Here is a 15076-nt window from a genome sequence, read left to right on the forward strand (position 1 = left end):
GGGATACTCATGCAACCGACCAACGACCAGCGGCTGTGGATGTATCGTCAGATGGTGACCAGCCGCCATCTCGAGGAGCGCATCGAGGCGCTCTACATGGAAGGCAAGACCCCGGTGTTCAACATGGCCAAGGGGCCGATCCCCGGCGAGATGCACCTCTCCAACGGCCAGGAACCCTGTGCGGTGGGGGTCTGTGCCCACCTTGACGCCGAGGACGTCGTCGTCGCCACCCACCGGCCGCACCATATCGCCGTGGCCAAGGGCGTCGACCTCAATGCCATGGTCGCCGAGATCTTCGGCAAGGCTAGCGGTCTCTCCGGCGGTCGTGGCGGCCATATGCATATCTTCGATGCCGACGTGAACTTCTCCTGCTCGGGGATCATCGGCGAGAGCCTGGGTCCGGCCGCGGGGGCGGCCCTGTCCCGGAAGATGCAGGGCAAGCCCGGCGTGGCGGTGGCCTTCCTGGGCGAGGGCGCGGCCAACCAGGGCGCCTTCCATGAGGCCCTGAACCTGGCGGCGGTGTGGAAGCTGCCGGTGGTGTTCGTCATCGAGGACAACGCCTGGGGCATCTCGGTGGCCAAGCAGGCCTCCACCGCCGTGCCGCGCAACGATCTGCGCGCCAGCGCCTACAACATGCCCGGAGTGCATGTCGCCGATAACGACGTGGAGGGTGTGTTTACCGCCGCCGGCGAGGCCATCGCTCGGGCCCGGGAGGGCGAGGGGCCAACGCTGATCGAGATCGAGACCTCGCGCCTGGCCGGCCACTTCATGGGCGACGGCGAGGACTATCGCCCCGAGGGCGAGAAGGAGGGCTTGCAGCAGCGCGACCCCATCCCCCGCTATCGCCAGATGCTGATCGAGGCCGGCCTGCTCGACGAGGCCGCCGATACCGAGCTGGTCGGCGAGGCCCGCGAACGCGTCGAAGCGGCCATCCGCTTCGCCCAGCAGAGCGACTTCCTGCCCCCCGAGGCGGCGCTCGAGACCGTCTTCGTCTGATTTTCAGGAGAGTTCCCATGACTAACACAACAGCCACTGACAGCGGCTCTCGCAAGCTGACCATCGCCCGGGCCATGGCCGAGGCAACGGCCCAGGAGATGCGCGCCGACCCGTCGGTCTTCGTGATGGGCGAGGACGTGGGCCCCCTGGGTGGCGTCTTCGGTAATACCCGGGGTCTCTATGACGAGTTCGGCGGTGAACGCGTTAGAGATACTCCCATTTCGGAAACCGCCTTTATCGGTGCTGCGGTAGGCGCGGCATCGGATGGCATGCGCCCCATCGTCGAGCTGATGTTCGTCGACTTCTTCGGCGTGTGCATGGACGCCATCTACAACATGATGGCCAAGAACACCTACTTCTCCGGCGGCAAGGTCAAGGTGCCGATGGTGCTGATGACGTCCACAGGCGGCGGCTATTCCGATGGCGGCCAGCACTCCCAGTGCCTCTATGGCACCTTCGCCCACCTGCCGGGCATGAAGGTGGTGGTGCCGAGCAATGCCCATGATGCCAAGGGCCTGATGACCGCGGCGATCCGCGACGATAACCCGGTGGTCTTCATGTACCACAAGTCATTGCAGGGCATGGGCTGGCTGGGCACCGAGAAGGGCGCCACCGTGGCGACGCCCGAGCAGAGCTATACCGTCGAGATCGGCAAGGCCGCGGTGGCGAAGATAGGCCAGGACGTGACCCTGGTGAGTCTCGGTGCCGGTGTGCATCATTGCCTTCGCGCCGCCAAGGCGCTGGGCGAGGAGGGCGTCGATGCCGAGGTGGTCGACCTGAGAAGCCTGGTGCCGCTGGACCGCGAGACGGTGCGTGCCTCGGTGGCCAAGACCGGCCGGCTGATCGTGGTCGATGAGGATTACCACAGCTTTGGGGTCAGCGGCGAGATCATCGCCAGTGTGGCCGAGCACGACCTTGCCTGCCTCAAGGCCGCGCCCCGACGCGTCGCCTACCCGGACATTCCGATTCCCTTCGCCCCGACCATGGAGCAGTGGGCGCTGCCCAATGCCGACAAGATCGTCGACGCCTTCCACCAGATGATGAGCCAGTAACAGGAGACACCGTCTATGAGCACCGCGATTACCGTACCCGAGGATCTGTGGGAAGGTGACAACGAGGGCGTGATCACCGCCTGGCTGGTCAATGACGGCGGCCAGGTGAGCCAGGGCGACCTGGTGGCCGAGGTCATGGTCGAGAAGGCCCAGTACGAGATCGAGGCACCGGCCGACGGCCGGCTGACCATCACCAAGCAGGAAGACGAGGTGGTCGAGAAGGGCACCACCATCGCCAGCCTGGACGACTGAGGAGGCCACCGATGCCACTCGACACTCAACCCAGCGCCGCCGAGAGGGCGGCGCACCGGCTCGAGCCGCGCGAGATTCCCCTGCGCGGGATGCGCGGCATGATCGCCACCAGGATGCGCGAGAGTCTGCAATCGACCGCTCAGTTGACCCACCATGCCGGCGCCGAGCTCGGGGCCGTCCACGCCCTGCGCGCGCATTGCCGGGATGCCGGGTTACCGTCCCCCTCGGTTCAGGACGTGCTGCTGCGTCTGGTGGTGCAGACATTGCCGGACTTCCCGATACTGAACGCCACCCTCGAGGACAATCGCATTACCGAGCACCCAGGCGTTCATCTGGGTCTGGCCATCCCGCTACCCGGCGACCTGCTGCTGGCGCCGGCGTTGTTCGACGCCCAGACGATCATGCTGGGGGCACTCCCCGAGGCGCGCCGCGACCTGGTGGCGCAGGCCCGTGCCGGTACACTCGGCGTGCGCGAGCTGACCGGAGCCACCTTCACCGTTTCCAACCTGGGACGTTCCCGGGTGCACCACTTCACGCCCATCCTCAATGTCCCGCAAGTGGCCATCCTCGGTATCGGCGGTACCCAGGTGCGGCTGGTACCGGACGATGACGGGGGCTGGCGAGCCGCCGAGGTGATCGGCCTGTCGTTGACCTTCGACCATCGCGCGGTCAACGGCGAGCCGGCGGCGGCTTTCCTGGATGCGCTCTGCGAGCGTGTCGAGACACTGGCGCCGGACGCCTTCGACGCGGAACTCGACGAGCAATAATGAGCACCGGGCCCTGACCCGACCACTGGCCAGGAGGATACCCATGATCGGCAGGCCCGAGAGTACCCCCATGAGCTTGCAGCGTCCCTCGGTGGAGGAGGGCCTCGCCGCCGAGGAAGCCCTGCTGGAGGCGGTGTGCCAGGGTGACACGTCGCTCGCCGGGTTGGCCTGGTCGCCCACCGACCGCGCCCTGGTGATGCCGCGCCGCCACCAGCGCCTGGCAGGCTTCCCCGATGCCCGGCGCCGTCTCGCTGCAATGGCTTGGCCGATCCAGTTTCGCGCCACCGGTGGCACCCCGGTGCCCCAGAGTCCGGCGGTGGTCAACCTGGCGCTGGCCATACGCTGCCGGGTAGGCGACTCGGCCGCACACCTCGATTGGGGCTATCGACGCCTGGGTGACCCCTGGTGTGACTGGCTTGCTTCCCTCGGGGTGACCTCGGCCGATCTGGGCCCGGCACCTGGCGCCTATTGCGATGGGCGCTACAACGTGCGCATCGCGTCACGCAAGCTGGTCGGCACCGCCCAGCGCTGGCGGCGGGTGAGGGGGTGTCGCGACATGGCCTTGCTGGTCCACGGCGCCATGCAGGTGGAAGACACCCCCGGCGAGCTGGTCGCCGTGGTCAATGCCTTCCAGGCGGCCATCGACGATCCCCTGCGCTTCCAGGCAGGGAGTCACATCGCCCTGCGCGACGTCCTGCCCGACCTGCAACTCGAACCCGCCATTCCCCGACTGGTCGCACGAGTGTTGGCATGGCACGTCGTCCCGGAGGAGGGCTCATGACTCATCGTGAGGGGGCAGAAGAGGGGAGTCGTTGAGGCGGCACCGGCCGTGCCGCCGTCTTACCGTCAGTGACGCGGGTCCCAGAGACGACCGCGATGCTCTTGTTCGTACCCCATGCTGCCGAAAGGCACGCTGACCATCTCGAGCTGCATGCCCCAGGGCGCCATGAAGTAGACCCAGGTCAGACCTTCCATCGGGCCTTCGGTAAAGGTGTGGGGTTCACCCAGCACCTTGACGTCTTGCTCCTTCAGATAGGCGACGGCCTGATCCATATCGTCGACATAGAAGGCGATATGGTGCCCGCCGATGTCGCTGTTACGTGGCTGTTCGGTGCGCTGATCCGGAGCGGTGTACTCGAAGATTTCCAGGTTGGTGCCGTCTCCGCAGCGCACCAGGTGGGCGGCCGGTATCGTCGCCTCGCGGTGGACGTTCAGGTTGGTGACCATCCAGTCGTCGTCGAAGGGACCGAAGGGGCCGATGGTGAAGAAGGCCTCGCAGCCGATCACGTCGACGAAGAAGTCCACGGCGGCCTGTCGGTCAGGAACGGTAAAGCCGAAGTGTTGTGGCCCCTGCAGGCCGGGCAGTTCGGCCTGGGCGGTCTGAGTGGCCAGCGCCAGTAGTAGGGCCGGGGCGAGCATGGTGCGCTTCGGGGTCATGGTCATGGGATGGCTCCGTGTCTTATGGAATTGTTGTCTCGGTGACTCCCGCGACATGTCGCGGGAGTCACGGATACCCGAGCAATCGCCATGCCAGCAGTATTTACGCCGTATTATTTTTTAATGCCTTGTTTATACGAGAATCTTTATAGCAGGGGGACGAGGAGAGGGGGAGGGGAATGGCCAGGTGTCACGATCGATACACCGATGTCACAGCTGTCACATTACAGTCGTTACAGTCGGTCAAGACGTCAGGGTGGCGTTGTCGGCGGACGCAAGGTGCTCGGCCGCGTCCCGGTGGGCGGTTGTCGCAAAATGAAGACGGCGGTGTCGTTCCTGCACCACATGGGTAGGGCAGCCAGGGTCCGCTAGAATGCCCCCACACCATCTCGACATGGAGGTTTCCCATGAGCCGACGCCTGATGCTGCTGATCTGCCTGCTTGGCGCCAGCCTGTTGCTGGCCGGCTGCAGTTACACCCCCGCGCGCATCCAGTCCGAGCCACTGGTCGTCATCGACGACGACCGCGGCCATGCCCACTCCGACCGCGGCGGCGGCTTCTGCCCGCCGGGATTGCGGATGCAGGGCCGCTGCTGAGCACCGCTTTCCCGTCGAGCGACGCCCTCAGCGCAGGGCGTCTTCCAGGATTTGCAGTCGCCCGGGCACCAGGGCATCTTCCACGGCGGTGATGCGCAGCACATGGCCGAGGTCCGGGTGGGCCGGGCGCGCAATCAGCCGCCCGGCCTCGAGCAGTTCGCGGTTGACCCGCTCGGCGAGCTCGGCGCTGGGCAGCCGGATGCCGATGAAGTTGGTGGCGCTGGGCAAGACCTCGGCGCCGAGTCCGCGGAAGTGCTCGGTCAGGCGCTTGCGGCGCTTGAGCACCGCGGCGATGTGCTCGCGGGTCTCGTCGGGATGGTCCAGTACCACCTCGGCCGCGGCCAGGGTCAGGGTCGAGACCGCATAGTGGATGCGCACCTTCATCATCATCGCCAGGGTCTCGGGCTCGGCGATGGCATAGCCGATGCGCAGCCCCGCCATGCCATGGGCCTTGGAGAGGGTGCGCAGGCGGATCACGCCGGGCAGCACCTCGCGGGCGAAGGGGGTCTCGGCATCCTCGCGGAAGTCGTGGTAGGCCTCGTCGAGCAGCAGCCAGCAGTCGTCGGGCAGCGTCTCGCGCAGGCGGCGAACGGCCGTGTCGTCGTGCAGGTGGCCGCTGGGGTTGTCGGGATTGGCCAGGTAGACCAGCCGGGCCTGCTCGCGTCGGGCGGTGGCCGAGAGGGCCTCGAGGTCCGGGGCGAGGCGGCCCGGCGCCTCCTGGTAGGGGACCTCGACCAGCCGGCAGCCCTGGCCCCGCGCGAAGTAGCCGAAGGTAGGGTAGGTGCCGGCGGTGGCCACCACAGCGGTGCCGGGTTCGGCCACGGTGCGCAGGGCGAGGGCGATCAGGCTGTCGGCCCCGGCGTCGACCAGCAGCGCCTCGAGCGGGATGCCTTGCTGCTCGGCGAGCCGCTGGCGGACGCCCAGCGCTTCGGAGTCGCCATAGCAGTAGGCATGCTCGACCATGGCGTCGCCGAAGTGCGCGCGCAGGGCGCGGTGGGGCATGTCGAGTCCCTCGTTGGAGCCCAGGCGGTGGGGGATCTCGCGGCCCAGGCGGCGCTCCAGCACGCGGATCCCGGGGAAGGGATTGGTGGGGCCGTCGCCGGTCAGGTGGTCGGGGAAACGGGGCATCGAATCCTCCAGATAGGTCATGGACAGTGGGGTCGCCAAGGCTTTTTCCGAAAACTAGGCATCGAGCTGGTAGGTCACCCAATCGGTTCGCTCGGCGCAGCGGTCATAGACGCCCCGTGCACGATAGTTGTTCTCGCGGGTGATCCAGCGCACGAAGGGCCAGCCTTGCTGGCGTGCCTCTTGGCGCAGTGCCTCCATCATCTCATCGACGGCACCCGTGCCGCGATATGCCGGGTCGACAAAGAGATCATCCAGGAAGCCGACGGTGCTCCCGCGCAGTGGGGACGGCATGGCACGAAAGTGCATCAGCCCCACCGCCTGGCCGTTCGCGTCGCGTGCCAGGCGTCCCTGCAAGCGTGTGCCATCCTGGATCCAGTCCCAGACGGTGGTCAGCGTCGATTCGCTCATGGGCATGCCATAGTACTCGGCGTAGCCGCGGTAGAGGCGCTGCCAGTCGTCGTGATCGGTGGTGCCCGGAACGCTGATGGTCAGTGTCATGTGGAAGGCCTCCTGTGCAGCATGACGATCGCCACGGCTGCCAGCGTCAGCAGCAGGGCGATGAATACCTTGGCGCTCAACGGCTCGCCGAGCAACAGGATGGAGCTCGACACGCCAACGGTCGGGATGATCAGGGTCGAGATGGTGGCCTGGGCGATGGACAAGCGGTTGACGTTCATGAACCACAGCATCTGTGCGATGGTGATCGAGAACAGCAGGTGATAAGCCAGTGCCAACCAGGTCGTGGTGTGCCAGTCGCTCGGGCGAGGCATCGGCTCCATGGCGACCATCATCACGATCATGGGGATGGCACAGAGGGCGAACTGCCAGCCGGTGATCACGACCGCATGGCTTTGCCACGTGCCGCGGCGCTTGATCAGCACGGTGCCCAGGGCCCAGGAAAGTGCTGCCCCCAGCATGATCAAGGGCCCTGCCAGGCCCTGGCTGCCGCCTGCCAGGGCGGCCGGGCCGAGCAGGATCAGCAGGCCTGCCTGCCCGCATGCGAGCCCCGACCACTGACGCCGTGTGATGCGCTGATCGAGTAGCCCCCAGGCCATCAGCAATGCCCAGCACGGCATGCTGAAGGCGATGATCGCCGCCTGTGAGGTCGGCATGCGCAGCTGGCCAAAGGCCGTCGCCAGGTTGAAGCCGAGAATGGTGAAAACCCCGGTGACCGCGAGCCAAGGCCACTCCCTCGCCTCCACGCGAAGCGGTATGCCGCGCCAGCGGGCCCAGCCCAGCAGCACCAGCGCGCCAGCGGTAAAGCCGATGGCGCGCAGGGTGAAGGGTGGCAGGTCGCGGAGGATGAAGCGCACCGCCGGCCAGTTGCCGCCCCAGAAGAGCCCGATGGCGAGGATCAAGGCCAGCGAGCCGAGTGCCGGGCGGGCGGCGAGCGCGAGCGGCAGACGGTCGATGAGAAAGCGTTCCATCGAGCGTCAACCGTCCACCGGCGCGAGCACCTTGTGGCGGTTGAGCAACCCGTGCGGGTCAAGGGCTCGCTTGAGGGTGTGCATCAGCGTGATCTCCTCGACGGTGCGCGACAGGGACAGGTAGTCGCGTTTCTCCAACCCGATGCCGTGCTCGGCCGATACCGAGCCGCCAAGCTCGGCGAGCGGCGTGTAGACAAGACGTTCGACGGCGCGACGGGCCGCCGGGTCGGCACTCCCGACGGTAATGGAGATATGCAGGTTGCCGTCGCCCAGATGACCGAAGGTGACCATGCGGCCCCGAGGCCAGTCGCGCGCCAGGGCCGCTTCTAGGTCGACGATATAGCGATGCATCTCCGGAATCGGCAGGCTGACGTCGAAGGTGAACAGCGGTGAGAGGGCCTGTATCAGGCCCTCGATGTCCTCGCGAATCGCCCAGAGGGCCTGGCGTTGAGCGTCGGACTGGGCGAGGACCGCATCACTGATCAGGCCCTCTTCCAGGGCGCGCTCCAGGGCAAGGGCGAACTGGGCGCCATGGCTCTCCGGGTCGCTCCCCAGCGACTCGAGGATCACGTAGAAGGGCGCTTCGGGCGACAGCGGTGGCGTGTGCCGGCCGCTCTCCTGGGTTAGCAGCCGATAGTGGCTCTGCCACATCGCCTCGAAGGCGGCCAGGCTGCCACCGAGCTGGCGGCCCAGGTGGCCCAGCAGGCCGGTCAGGTTCTCGAAGGAGGGGCAGGCGACCAGCGCCGTCTGCACGTCCGGAGTGGGCGGCTGCAGGTGCAGCACCGCCCGGGTGACGATGCCCAGTGCCCCCTCGCTGCCGATGAACAGCTGCTTGAGGTCAAAGCCCGCATTGTTCTTGAGCATGCGGTTCATCGAGCTGACCACGGTGCCGTCGGCCAGCACGGCCTCCAGCCCCAGCACCTGCTGGCGCATCATGCCGTAGCGGATGACCCGGATGCCGCCGGCATTGGTGGCGATGTTGCCGCCGATCGTGCAGCTTCCGCGGGCGCCCAGGTCGAGGGCGAACTGCAGGCCCACCGCCTCGGCGGCCTGCTGCACGCTCTGCAGTGGCGCCCCCGCCTGGACGGTAAGCGTGGCGCTGACCGGGTCGACGGCTTCAATGGCTTTCATGCGCTCGAGTGACACGGCCAGTTCGTCGGGATCCGCCTCGGTTCCGTGCACCAGCCCGGTGAGGCCGCCGTGGGTGACCACCGGCTGGCGAGCGGCGTGACAGGCCCGCATCACCTCGGCGAGTTCCCTGGTCGATCCCGGTCGCACGATGGCCCCGGCACGGCAGGGCGCGCCGGTCAACCAGTCGACCCGCCGGGCACTGACATCGTCGCCGGTGAGGACGTTGCCGGCGCCGACGATGCGGGTGATCTCCTTCAAGAGGGCGTCCATGACAGGTTCAGGCTCCGGGTGGGTCAGGCAGTGGCCAGGACGTGCGCCCTGCCGGGGATGGCCTCGAGCAGTTCGCGGGTATAGGCCGCCTGGGGCGAGAGGAAGACCGCTTCCGCACTGCCGTGCTCGACGATGCGGCCGTGCTGCATGACGATGATGTGGTCGCAGATCTGGGCGGCGACGCGCAGGTCGTGGGTGATGAACAGCAGCGATAGCGAGAGCTTCTGCTTCAGGTCCTCGAGCAGTTCGAGGATCTGCGCCTGAATGGAGACGTCCAGGGCCGAGACGGCCTCGTCGGCAACGATCAGTTCGGGATTGAGCGCCAGCGCCCGGGCGATGCCGATGCGCTGGCGCTGCCCACCGGAGAACTCATGGGGGAAGCGTTCGGCCGCGGCGGCGCCCAGGCCGACCAGGTCGAGCAGGTCGCCGGCCTCCTTGAGCGCCTGTTGCCTGTCCACGCCGTTGGCGATGGGGCCCTGGGCGATGGCCATGCCGACCCGGGTGCGCGGGTTGAGCGAGGCATAGGGATCCTGGAAGATCATCTGCACCCGTCGGCGTTCGCGGCGCAGGGTCTCGCTCTTGAGGCTGGTGAGGTCGATGCCATCGAGGAGCAATTCACCACTGTCGGGCCGTTCCAGGCGGACCACGCAGCGTCCCAGTGTCGACTTGCCTGAGCCCGACTCGCCGACGATGCCCACCGTCTCGCCGCGCGCCATGGTGAAGCTGACGTCGTTAAGGGCGTGGACCTCACGCGAGGGCTTGAAGAGCCCTCCGCGGGAGCGGAAGACCTTCTGCAGGTGACGGACCTCGAGCAGCGGGGCCGTCTGGTCGACCTGTCGGGCGGCGGGCATGGCATTGCTGGGAATCGCCTCGATCAGCGCCCGGGTATATTCGTGCTGGGGGTTCTCCAGCACCTCCCGGGCCTCGCCGAGTTCGACGATGCGTCCCTCGCGCATCACACAGACCCGGGTGGCGATCTCGGCCACCACGCCGAAATCGTGGGTGATGAACATCACGGCCATGCCGTGGCGACGCTGCAGGTCGCCGATCAGGTCGAGGATCTGCGCCTGGGTGGTGACGTCCAGTGCCGTGGTGGGCTCATCGGCGATCAGCAGTTCGGGTTTCAGGGCCAGGGCCATGGCGATCATTACCCGCTGGCGCTGGCCGCCGGAGAGCTCGAAGGGATAGGCGCGGATGGCCTTCTCGGGCTGGGGAATGCCCACCTCGGTCAGCAGTTCCAGGGCACGGGCCTGTCGCCCGCTCGGGGTCAGCCGATTGTGGGCCTCGAAGACCTCGCCGATCTGGGCGCCGACCCGCATCAGCGGGTTCAGGGCGGTCATCGGTTCCTGGAAGATCATGCCGATGCGCAGCCCGCGAAGTTCACGATGCTGTTTCTCGGTAAGGCTCAGCAGGTCCTGTCCATCGAAGACCACCTCACCAGCGGTGGCCCGCACGCCCTTGGGCAGCAGACCCATCAAGGCGTTGGCGGCCATGGACTTGCCGGATCCGGATTCACCGACCACGCACATGATCTCGCCGCGTGCCACGTCGTAGCTGACGTCCTCCACCGCGAAGTCGCGGTCGGCTCCCTCGGGCAGGGCGATGGTCAGGTGGCGAAGGCTCAACAGGATGTCACTCATGGAGTTCTCCTTGGACGCCGTTCATGAGCGCTCGCGGGCGAGCTTGGGGTTGAGGGCATCGTCGAGGCCTTCGCCCACCAGGTTGAGCGCCAGCACGGTGAGCAGGATTGCCACGCCGGGGAAGAAGCTCAGCCACCAGGCCTGACGGATCACCGTGCGCGCCGCACCAATCATGTAGCCCCAGGACATCACGTTGGGGTCGCCCAGGCCGAGGAAGGAGAGGGCGGACTCCAGCAGGATGGCCGTGGCGACCATGAGCGAGGCCAGCACGATGATCGGCGACAGGGTGTTGGGCAGGATCTGGCGCAGGATGATGGTGGCATTGGTCTGGCCGACCAGGCGAGCCGCCTCCACGTACTCGCGGTGTCGCAGCGACATGAATTCGGCGCGCACCAGGCGGGCCACCGGTGGCCAGCTGACGATGGCGATAGCCAGCACGATCGAGGTGATGCTGGGTTGCATGATCGCCACCAGCACGATGGCCAGGGCGAAGTTGGGGATGGTCTGGAAGAACTCGGTGAAGCGCATCAGGGCGTCGTCGACGAGGCCGCCGTAGTAGCCGGCGATGGCGCCCAGCGGCACGCCGATGGCCAGGGCCACGGTGGTCGAGACCAGGCCGATCAGCAGCGAGACCCAGGCGCCGTGCATCAGGCCGGCCGCGACGTTGCGCCCCATGGTATCGGTCCCGAGCGGGAAGCCCTCCGTCTCGAGTGGCGGCAGGAAGGGGCGCTGGACCATGCGCCACGGCGATTCGGGAAACAGCAACGGGGCCAGGATGGCCATCAGGATGATCGCCAGCAGGATGATCAGGCCTACCAGGGCACCGCGGTTCTGGGCGAAGCGAGCGAAGAAGTTCATGACGCCTCCTTGATGCGCGGGTCGGCCAGGCGGTAGACGAGGTCGGTGATGATGTTGAAGACGATCACCAGGGCCGCGGAGAAGAAGAAGATGCCCAGCAGCAGGTTGTAGTCACGTTGTTGCAGGGCCTCGAACATCAGCCTCCCTATACCCGGCCAGGCAAAGACCGTCTCGGTGAGGATGGCCCCGCCAACCATCTGGCCCGCCTGCAGGCCGGCCAGGGTGATGATCGGCAGCAGGGCGTTGCGCAGGATATGGCGTCGCTGGATGACGCTGTTCTTGAGGCCCTTGGCGCGTGCCGTCTTGACGAAGTCCTGCTGGGCGGCCTCGAGCATCGAGGCACGCGTCATGCGGGTATAGATGGCCATGAAGAACAGCGCGAGCGTGGTGGCCGGCAGGATCAGGTGCTTGCCGACGTCCAGGGCGAAGGCGAACCCCTCCAGGCCGGCGCCGACTGTGTACATGCCATAGGCCGGTAGCCAGTCGAGATAGACCGAGAACAGCACCACGGCCATCAGCGCGACCCAGAACAGCGGGGTCGCGTAGAAGACCAGCGCCAGGGCCATGATGAGCGAGCCCGAGGGTTTCTTGACGCGCGCCGCGGCCAGCGAACCGGCGACGATGCCCAGCACCAGCGACAGCACGAAGGCGGTTCCGGTGAGCAGCAGGGTGGCCGGCAGACGGGCCAGGATCAGGTCGAGCACCGGCACCTGCTGCCGGTAGGAGAAGCCGAAATCGAGCATGGCCACCCCGGAGACATAGCGCCACAGTTGCACGTGGAGCGGCTGGTCGAGGCCGAAGCGCTCGGTCAGCTGGCGCAGGAACTCCGCATCGGTGGCCCCGGCCTCGCCGGCCAGGATGGCGGCCGGGTCGCCTGGCGCCATCTGGATGAGGAAGAAGTTGAAGATGATGATCATGAACAGCACGATCACGGCCTTGAACAGCCGTGACACGATCAGTCTGGCATAGAGCATGCCACTACCCCCTGGCGACGTGGGACGCTGTGGAACGGCACAAGGGCGGCCGCGAGGGCCGCCCCGCGTGGTTTACCTGTCGAGCCAGGCGTCCTTGAAGCCGTCATTGACGCCCACGCCCGAGGTCACCAGGTTCTTGACGTCGCAGCGATAGATGGTCGGGAAGCCGAGCTCCAGCAGCCAGCCCACCGGCACGTCCTCCTGGAGGATCTCCTGGACCTCGTGGTAGAGCGCCTCGCGCTCCTCATCCGGAAAGGCCGTCGCGGCCTGGTCGAACAGTTCGTCGACCCGCTCGTTCTCGTAGCCCTCGACGTTGTTCCAGGGCGATCCCTTCTCGATGTTGCTGGAGAGGTAGGTGCGCGAGATGCCCAGCGCCGGGTCGCCATATTGATAGAGGTAGGTGAAGGCGAGGTCATAGTCCCAGTCGCCGAGGCGCTGGTTCCAGCCGCCCACGTCGGTGGCCTCGGTGCGCACGTTGATGCCCACCTCCTTGAGGTTCTGCTGCACGGCCTCGGCCCAGCGTGTCCAGGTCTCGCCATAGGGCAGCGGCAGCAGGCGGACTTCCTCGCCGTCGTAACCCATCTCGTCGAGCAGCTCGCGGGCGCGGTCGGGGTCGTGGTCGTAGGGTTCCAGGTCATCGTTCTGGAACCGGGCGTTGGAGCCGAAGGCCCCCAGGGGAACCTGGCCCAGGCCATTCCACAGCACGTCGCGGGCAAACTCGCGGTCCATGGCGTACATCACCGCCTGCCGGAAGCGCTTGTCGGCCGTGGGCCCCTCGCGGTTGTTCATCCACAGCATGGCGAAGGGGCTGAAGTACTCGTGGCCCTGCTCGGTCACGCAGGTGTTGTCCAGTTCGGTGAGGCGCGGGATGTCGAAGTTCTCGACGGTGCCGTAGGGCAGCACGTCGACAGTGCCATTCTCGTAGGCGACCGCACGAGAGGCGCCATCGGGGATGATGTGCCAGTTGATGCCGTCGAGGTAGGGCAGGTCCTCCTCGTAGTAGTCCTCGTTCTTCACCAGCTGGATGACGGTGCCGCGGTCCCAGTTGTCGAACTTGAAGGGGCCGGTGCCGATGGGGTGGTTGTTGGCCTCGTTGTCGCGGAACTCGGTGCCCTCGTAGATGTGCTTGGGCACCATGGTGAAGGTCCCGGCCTCGAAGGAGATCAGGAAGGGGCCGAAGGGCTTCTCGAGAGTGAAGACCACGGTGTGGTCGTCGGTGGCTTCGATGGCTTCCACATGCTGCAGCACCGCACGGGCGCTGGGATTGAGCTCGCGGTGGAAGACATCGGCGGAAAACACCACGTCTTCGGCAGTGAAGGGCTCGCCGTCGTGCCAGGTGACGTCCTCGCGCAGGTGGAAGGTCCAGGTGCGACCGTCGTCGCTGACCTCCCAGGACTCTGCGAGCTGGGGCTGGGGCTCCAGGTCAGTGGTATAGCGCAGCAGGCCTTCATAGATGTTGCCGGCGACCGTGCGGGTCGGGGCGTTCTGGATCATGCCCAGCACCAGGCCGGGCGGTTCGGGCTGGATGATGGTGTCGATGGTTCCGCCGGCCTTGGGTTCCTCGGCGAAGGCCGAAGAGGCGGTGAAGGCGGCGGCAATGGCGATGGCCAGTGGTGTCTTCATGATGCTGTCCCTGTTGTGGCGATTGTTGTTGGCAAGTGGGCAGTCACCTGAATGAAGCTAGCAGGCGCCAATCAAGCTGTCGACAGTCGTCAATCGACGGTCGACAAACGATGCCCCTTGGCCATACTGGATAGGAAAGCCATCCCGACACGAGTCCCAACCGCATGCCGGCATCATCCGTCGCCACACCTTCCGCGTTCATCCAGCAGCGAAACCTGGTGGAACAGGTGGCCGACTACCTGACCCAGGCCATCATCGAACAGCGCTTCGCCCCCGGCGAACGGTTGTCGGAGGTGCAACTGGCCCGTGACCTGGGGGTGAGTCGCGCGCCGGTTCGCGAGGCAGCGCGTCTGTTGGAGAGCCGCGGCCTGCTGGTCTCCCAGCCACGGCGGGGCTTCTTCGTGCGGGCCCTGGATGCCGGTGAGCTCGCTGACATCTTCGACCTGCGACTCTGCCTGGAACGCCATGCCATGGAGCGGCTCGCCGGGGCCTGCCTGCCCGAGACCCTGGCCGCCCTGCGTCGCCAGGTCGAGATCCTGTGTGAGGCGTCGGGCAGCGGTGACGAGAGCCGGCGGATCGAGGAGGACCTGGCCTTCCATCGCCTGCTGATCGCCTCGGCGGGAAACCGTCGCCTGCTCAGGACCTTCGATGATCTGGCCCACGAGCTACGGCTGTGCATTACCTTGATCACCAAGACCCACGAGGCGCCGGAGTCCATCGCCGAGAGCCACCACCTGCTGCTCGACGCGCTGGCCAGCGGCGAGGGGCCACGCTGTCGCGAGGCCATCGATTACCACATCGGCGTGGCACGGGATTACGTGGTCCGGGGCATCGACGGGGCTCGCGAGTGAGCGACCGGCCGTGGCTTCCCGACTTGCTTTCCCCCCTGCGCCACGCCATGTTGACGCTGTCGATGGCGACTGTA

16 protein-coding genes are annotated in these 15076 nt (G+C 66.7%); 7 read left to right on the forward strand and 9 right to left on the reverse strand.

The window, feature by feature from the left end:
• Window positions 1-9 precede the first annotated feature (9 nt).
• The 5 genes from M8009_RS00250 to M8009_RS00270 are packed head-to-tail and all read left to right on the forward strand — an operon-like array spanning window position 10 to window position 3848.
• Window positions 10-996: a thiamine pyrophosphate-dependent dehydrogenase E1 component subunit alpha gene (locus M8009_RS00250; protein WP_250058764.1), complete on the forward strand. Its 987-nt coding sequence runs from the start codon at window positions 10-12 to the stop codon at window positions 994-996.
• A 17-nt stretch (window positions 997-1013) separates the two neighbouring features.
• Entirely contained in the window at window positions 1014-2048 is a 1035-nt protein-coding gene (locus M8009_RS00255; RefSeq protein WP_250058765.1) for an alpha-ketoacid dehydrogenase subunit beta, read from the forward strand.
• A gap of 15 nt (window positions 2049-2063) precedes the next feature.
• Window positions 2064-2300, forward strand: a complete 237-nt coding sequence (locus tag M8009_RS00260; RefSeq protein ID WP_250058766.1) for a lipoyl domain-containing protein — start codon at window positions 2064-2066, stop codon at window positions 2298-2300.
• 11 nt (window positions 2301-2311) lie between these two features.
• Window positions 2312-3067 (forward strand): 2-oxo acid dehydrogenase subunit E2, encoded by a 756-nt coding sequence (locus M8009_RS00265; protein WP_250058767.1) that lies wholly within the window; start codon window positions 2312-2314, stop codon window positions 3065-3067.
• Window positions 3068-3110: 43 nt separating this feature from the next.
• Window positions 3111-3848: a lipoyl protein ligase domain-containing protein gene (locus M8009_RS00270; RefSeq protein WP_250058768.1), complete on the forward strand. Its 738-nt coding sequence runs from the start codon at window positions 3111-3113 to the stop codon at window positions 3846-3848.
• Between the two features lie 65 nt (window positions 3849-3913).
• Here M8009_RS00270 and M8009_RS00275 read toward each other — a convergent pair whose 3' ends face one another.
• Entirely contained in the window at window positions 3914-4510 is a 597-nt protein-coding gene (locus tag M8009_RS00275; RefSeq protein WP_250058769.1) for a VOC family protein, read from the reverse strand.
• Between the two features lie 401 nt (window positions 4511-4911).
• Here M8009_RS00275 and M8009_RS00280 point away from each other — a divergent pair, with 401 nt between their 5' ends.
• On the forward strand, window positions 4912-5100 hold the full coding sequence (locus tag M8009_RS00280; protein ID WP_250058770.1) for a hypothetical protein: 189 nt from the start codon (window positions 4912-4914) through the stop codon (window positions 5098-5100).
• A 27-nt stretch (window positions 5101-5127) separates the two neighbouring features.
• Here the strand turns inward: M8009_RS00280 and M8009_RS00285 are convergent, their stop codons facing one another.
• The 8 genes from M8009_RS00285 to M8009_RS00320 all read right to left on the reverse strand — a co-directional run bounded on the left by M8009_RS00285 (window position 5128) and on the right by M8009_RS00320 (window position 14151).
• Window positions 5128-6228, reverse strand: coding sequence for a pyridoxal phosphate-dependent aminotransferase (locus M8009_RS00285; RefSeq protein WP_250059467.1), 1101 nt, complete (start codon window positions 6226-6228; stop codon window positions 5128-5130).
• Between the two features lie 54 nt (window positions 6229-6282).
• Complete coding sequence (locus M8009_RS00290; protein ID WP_250058771.1) at window positions 6283-6726, reverse strand: GNAT family N-acetyltransferase; 444 nt, start codon at window positions 6724-6726, stop codon at window positions 6283-6285.
• Window positions 6723-7655 carry a DMT family transporter gene (locus tag M8009_RS00295; RefSeq protein ID WP_250058772.1) on the reverse strand — a complete coding sequence of 311 codons (933 nt, stop codon included), beginning with the start codon at window positions 7653-7655 and terminating at the stop codon, window positions 6723-6725. The genes M8009_RS00290 and M8009_RS00295 overlap by 4 nt, the downstream gene beginning before the upstream one ends.
• A 6-nt stretch (window positions 7656-7661) precedes the next feature.
• The gene (locus tag M8009_RS00300; protein WP_250058773.1) at window positions 7662-9056 is read right to left on the reverse strand and encodes an FAD-binding oxidoreductase; all 1395 of its coding nucleotides are present in this window, start codon (window positions 9054-9056) and stop codon (window positions 7662-7664) included.
• A 23-nt stretch (window positions 9057-9079) separates the two neighbouring features.
• Window positions 9080-10696 (reverse strand): ABC transporter ATP-binding protein, encoded by a 1617-nt coding sequence (locus tag M8009_RS00305; RefSeq protein WP_250058774.1) that lies wholly within the window; start codon window positions 10694-10696, stop codon window positions 9080-9082.
• A 21-nt stretch (window positions 10697-10717) separates the two neighbouring features.
• Window positions 10718-11554 carry an ABC transporter permease gene (locus tag M8009_RS00310; RefSeq protein WP_250058775.1) on the reverse strand — a complete coding sequence of 279 codons (837 nt, stop codon included), beginning with the start codon at window positions 11552-11554 and terminating at the stop codon, window positions 10718-10720.
• Entirely contained in the window at window positions 11551-12528 is a 978-nt protein-coding gene (locus M8009_RS00315; RefSeq protein WP_250058776.1) for an ABC transporter permease, read from the reverse strand. The genes M8009_RS00310 and M8009_RS00315 overlap by 4 nt, the downstream gene beginning before the upstream one ends.
• A gap of 72 nt (window positions 12529-12600) precedes the next feature.
• The gene (locus M8009_RS00320; protein ID WP_250058777.1) at window positions 12601-14151 is read right to left on the reverse strand and encodes an ABC transporter substrate-binding protein; all 1551 of its coding nucleotides are present in this window, start codon (window positions 14149-14151) and stop codon (window positions 12601-12603) included.
• Between the two features lie 164 nt (window positions 14152-14315).
• On the opposite strand from M8009_RS00320, the gene M8009_RS00325 reads away from it, so the two are divergent.
• Window positions 14316-15002 carry a GntR family transcriptional regulator gene (locus M8009_RS00325; RefSeq protein ID WP_250058778.1) on the forward strand — a complete coding sequence of 229 codons (687 nt, stop codon included), beginning with the start codon at window positions 14316-14318 and terminating at the stop codon, window positions 15000-15002.
• Window positions 15003-15076 lie beyond the last annotated feature (74 nt).

The sequence above is a fragment of the Halomonas gemina genome, from assembly GCF_023554995.1.
Classification (GTDB): Bacteria; Pseudomonadota; Gammaproteobacteria; order Pseudomonadales; family Halomonadaceae; genus Halomonas; species Halomonas gemina.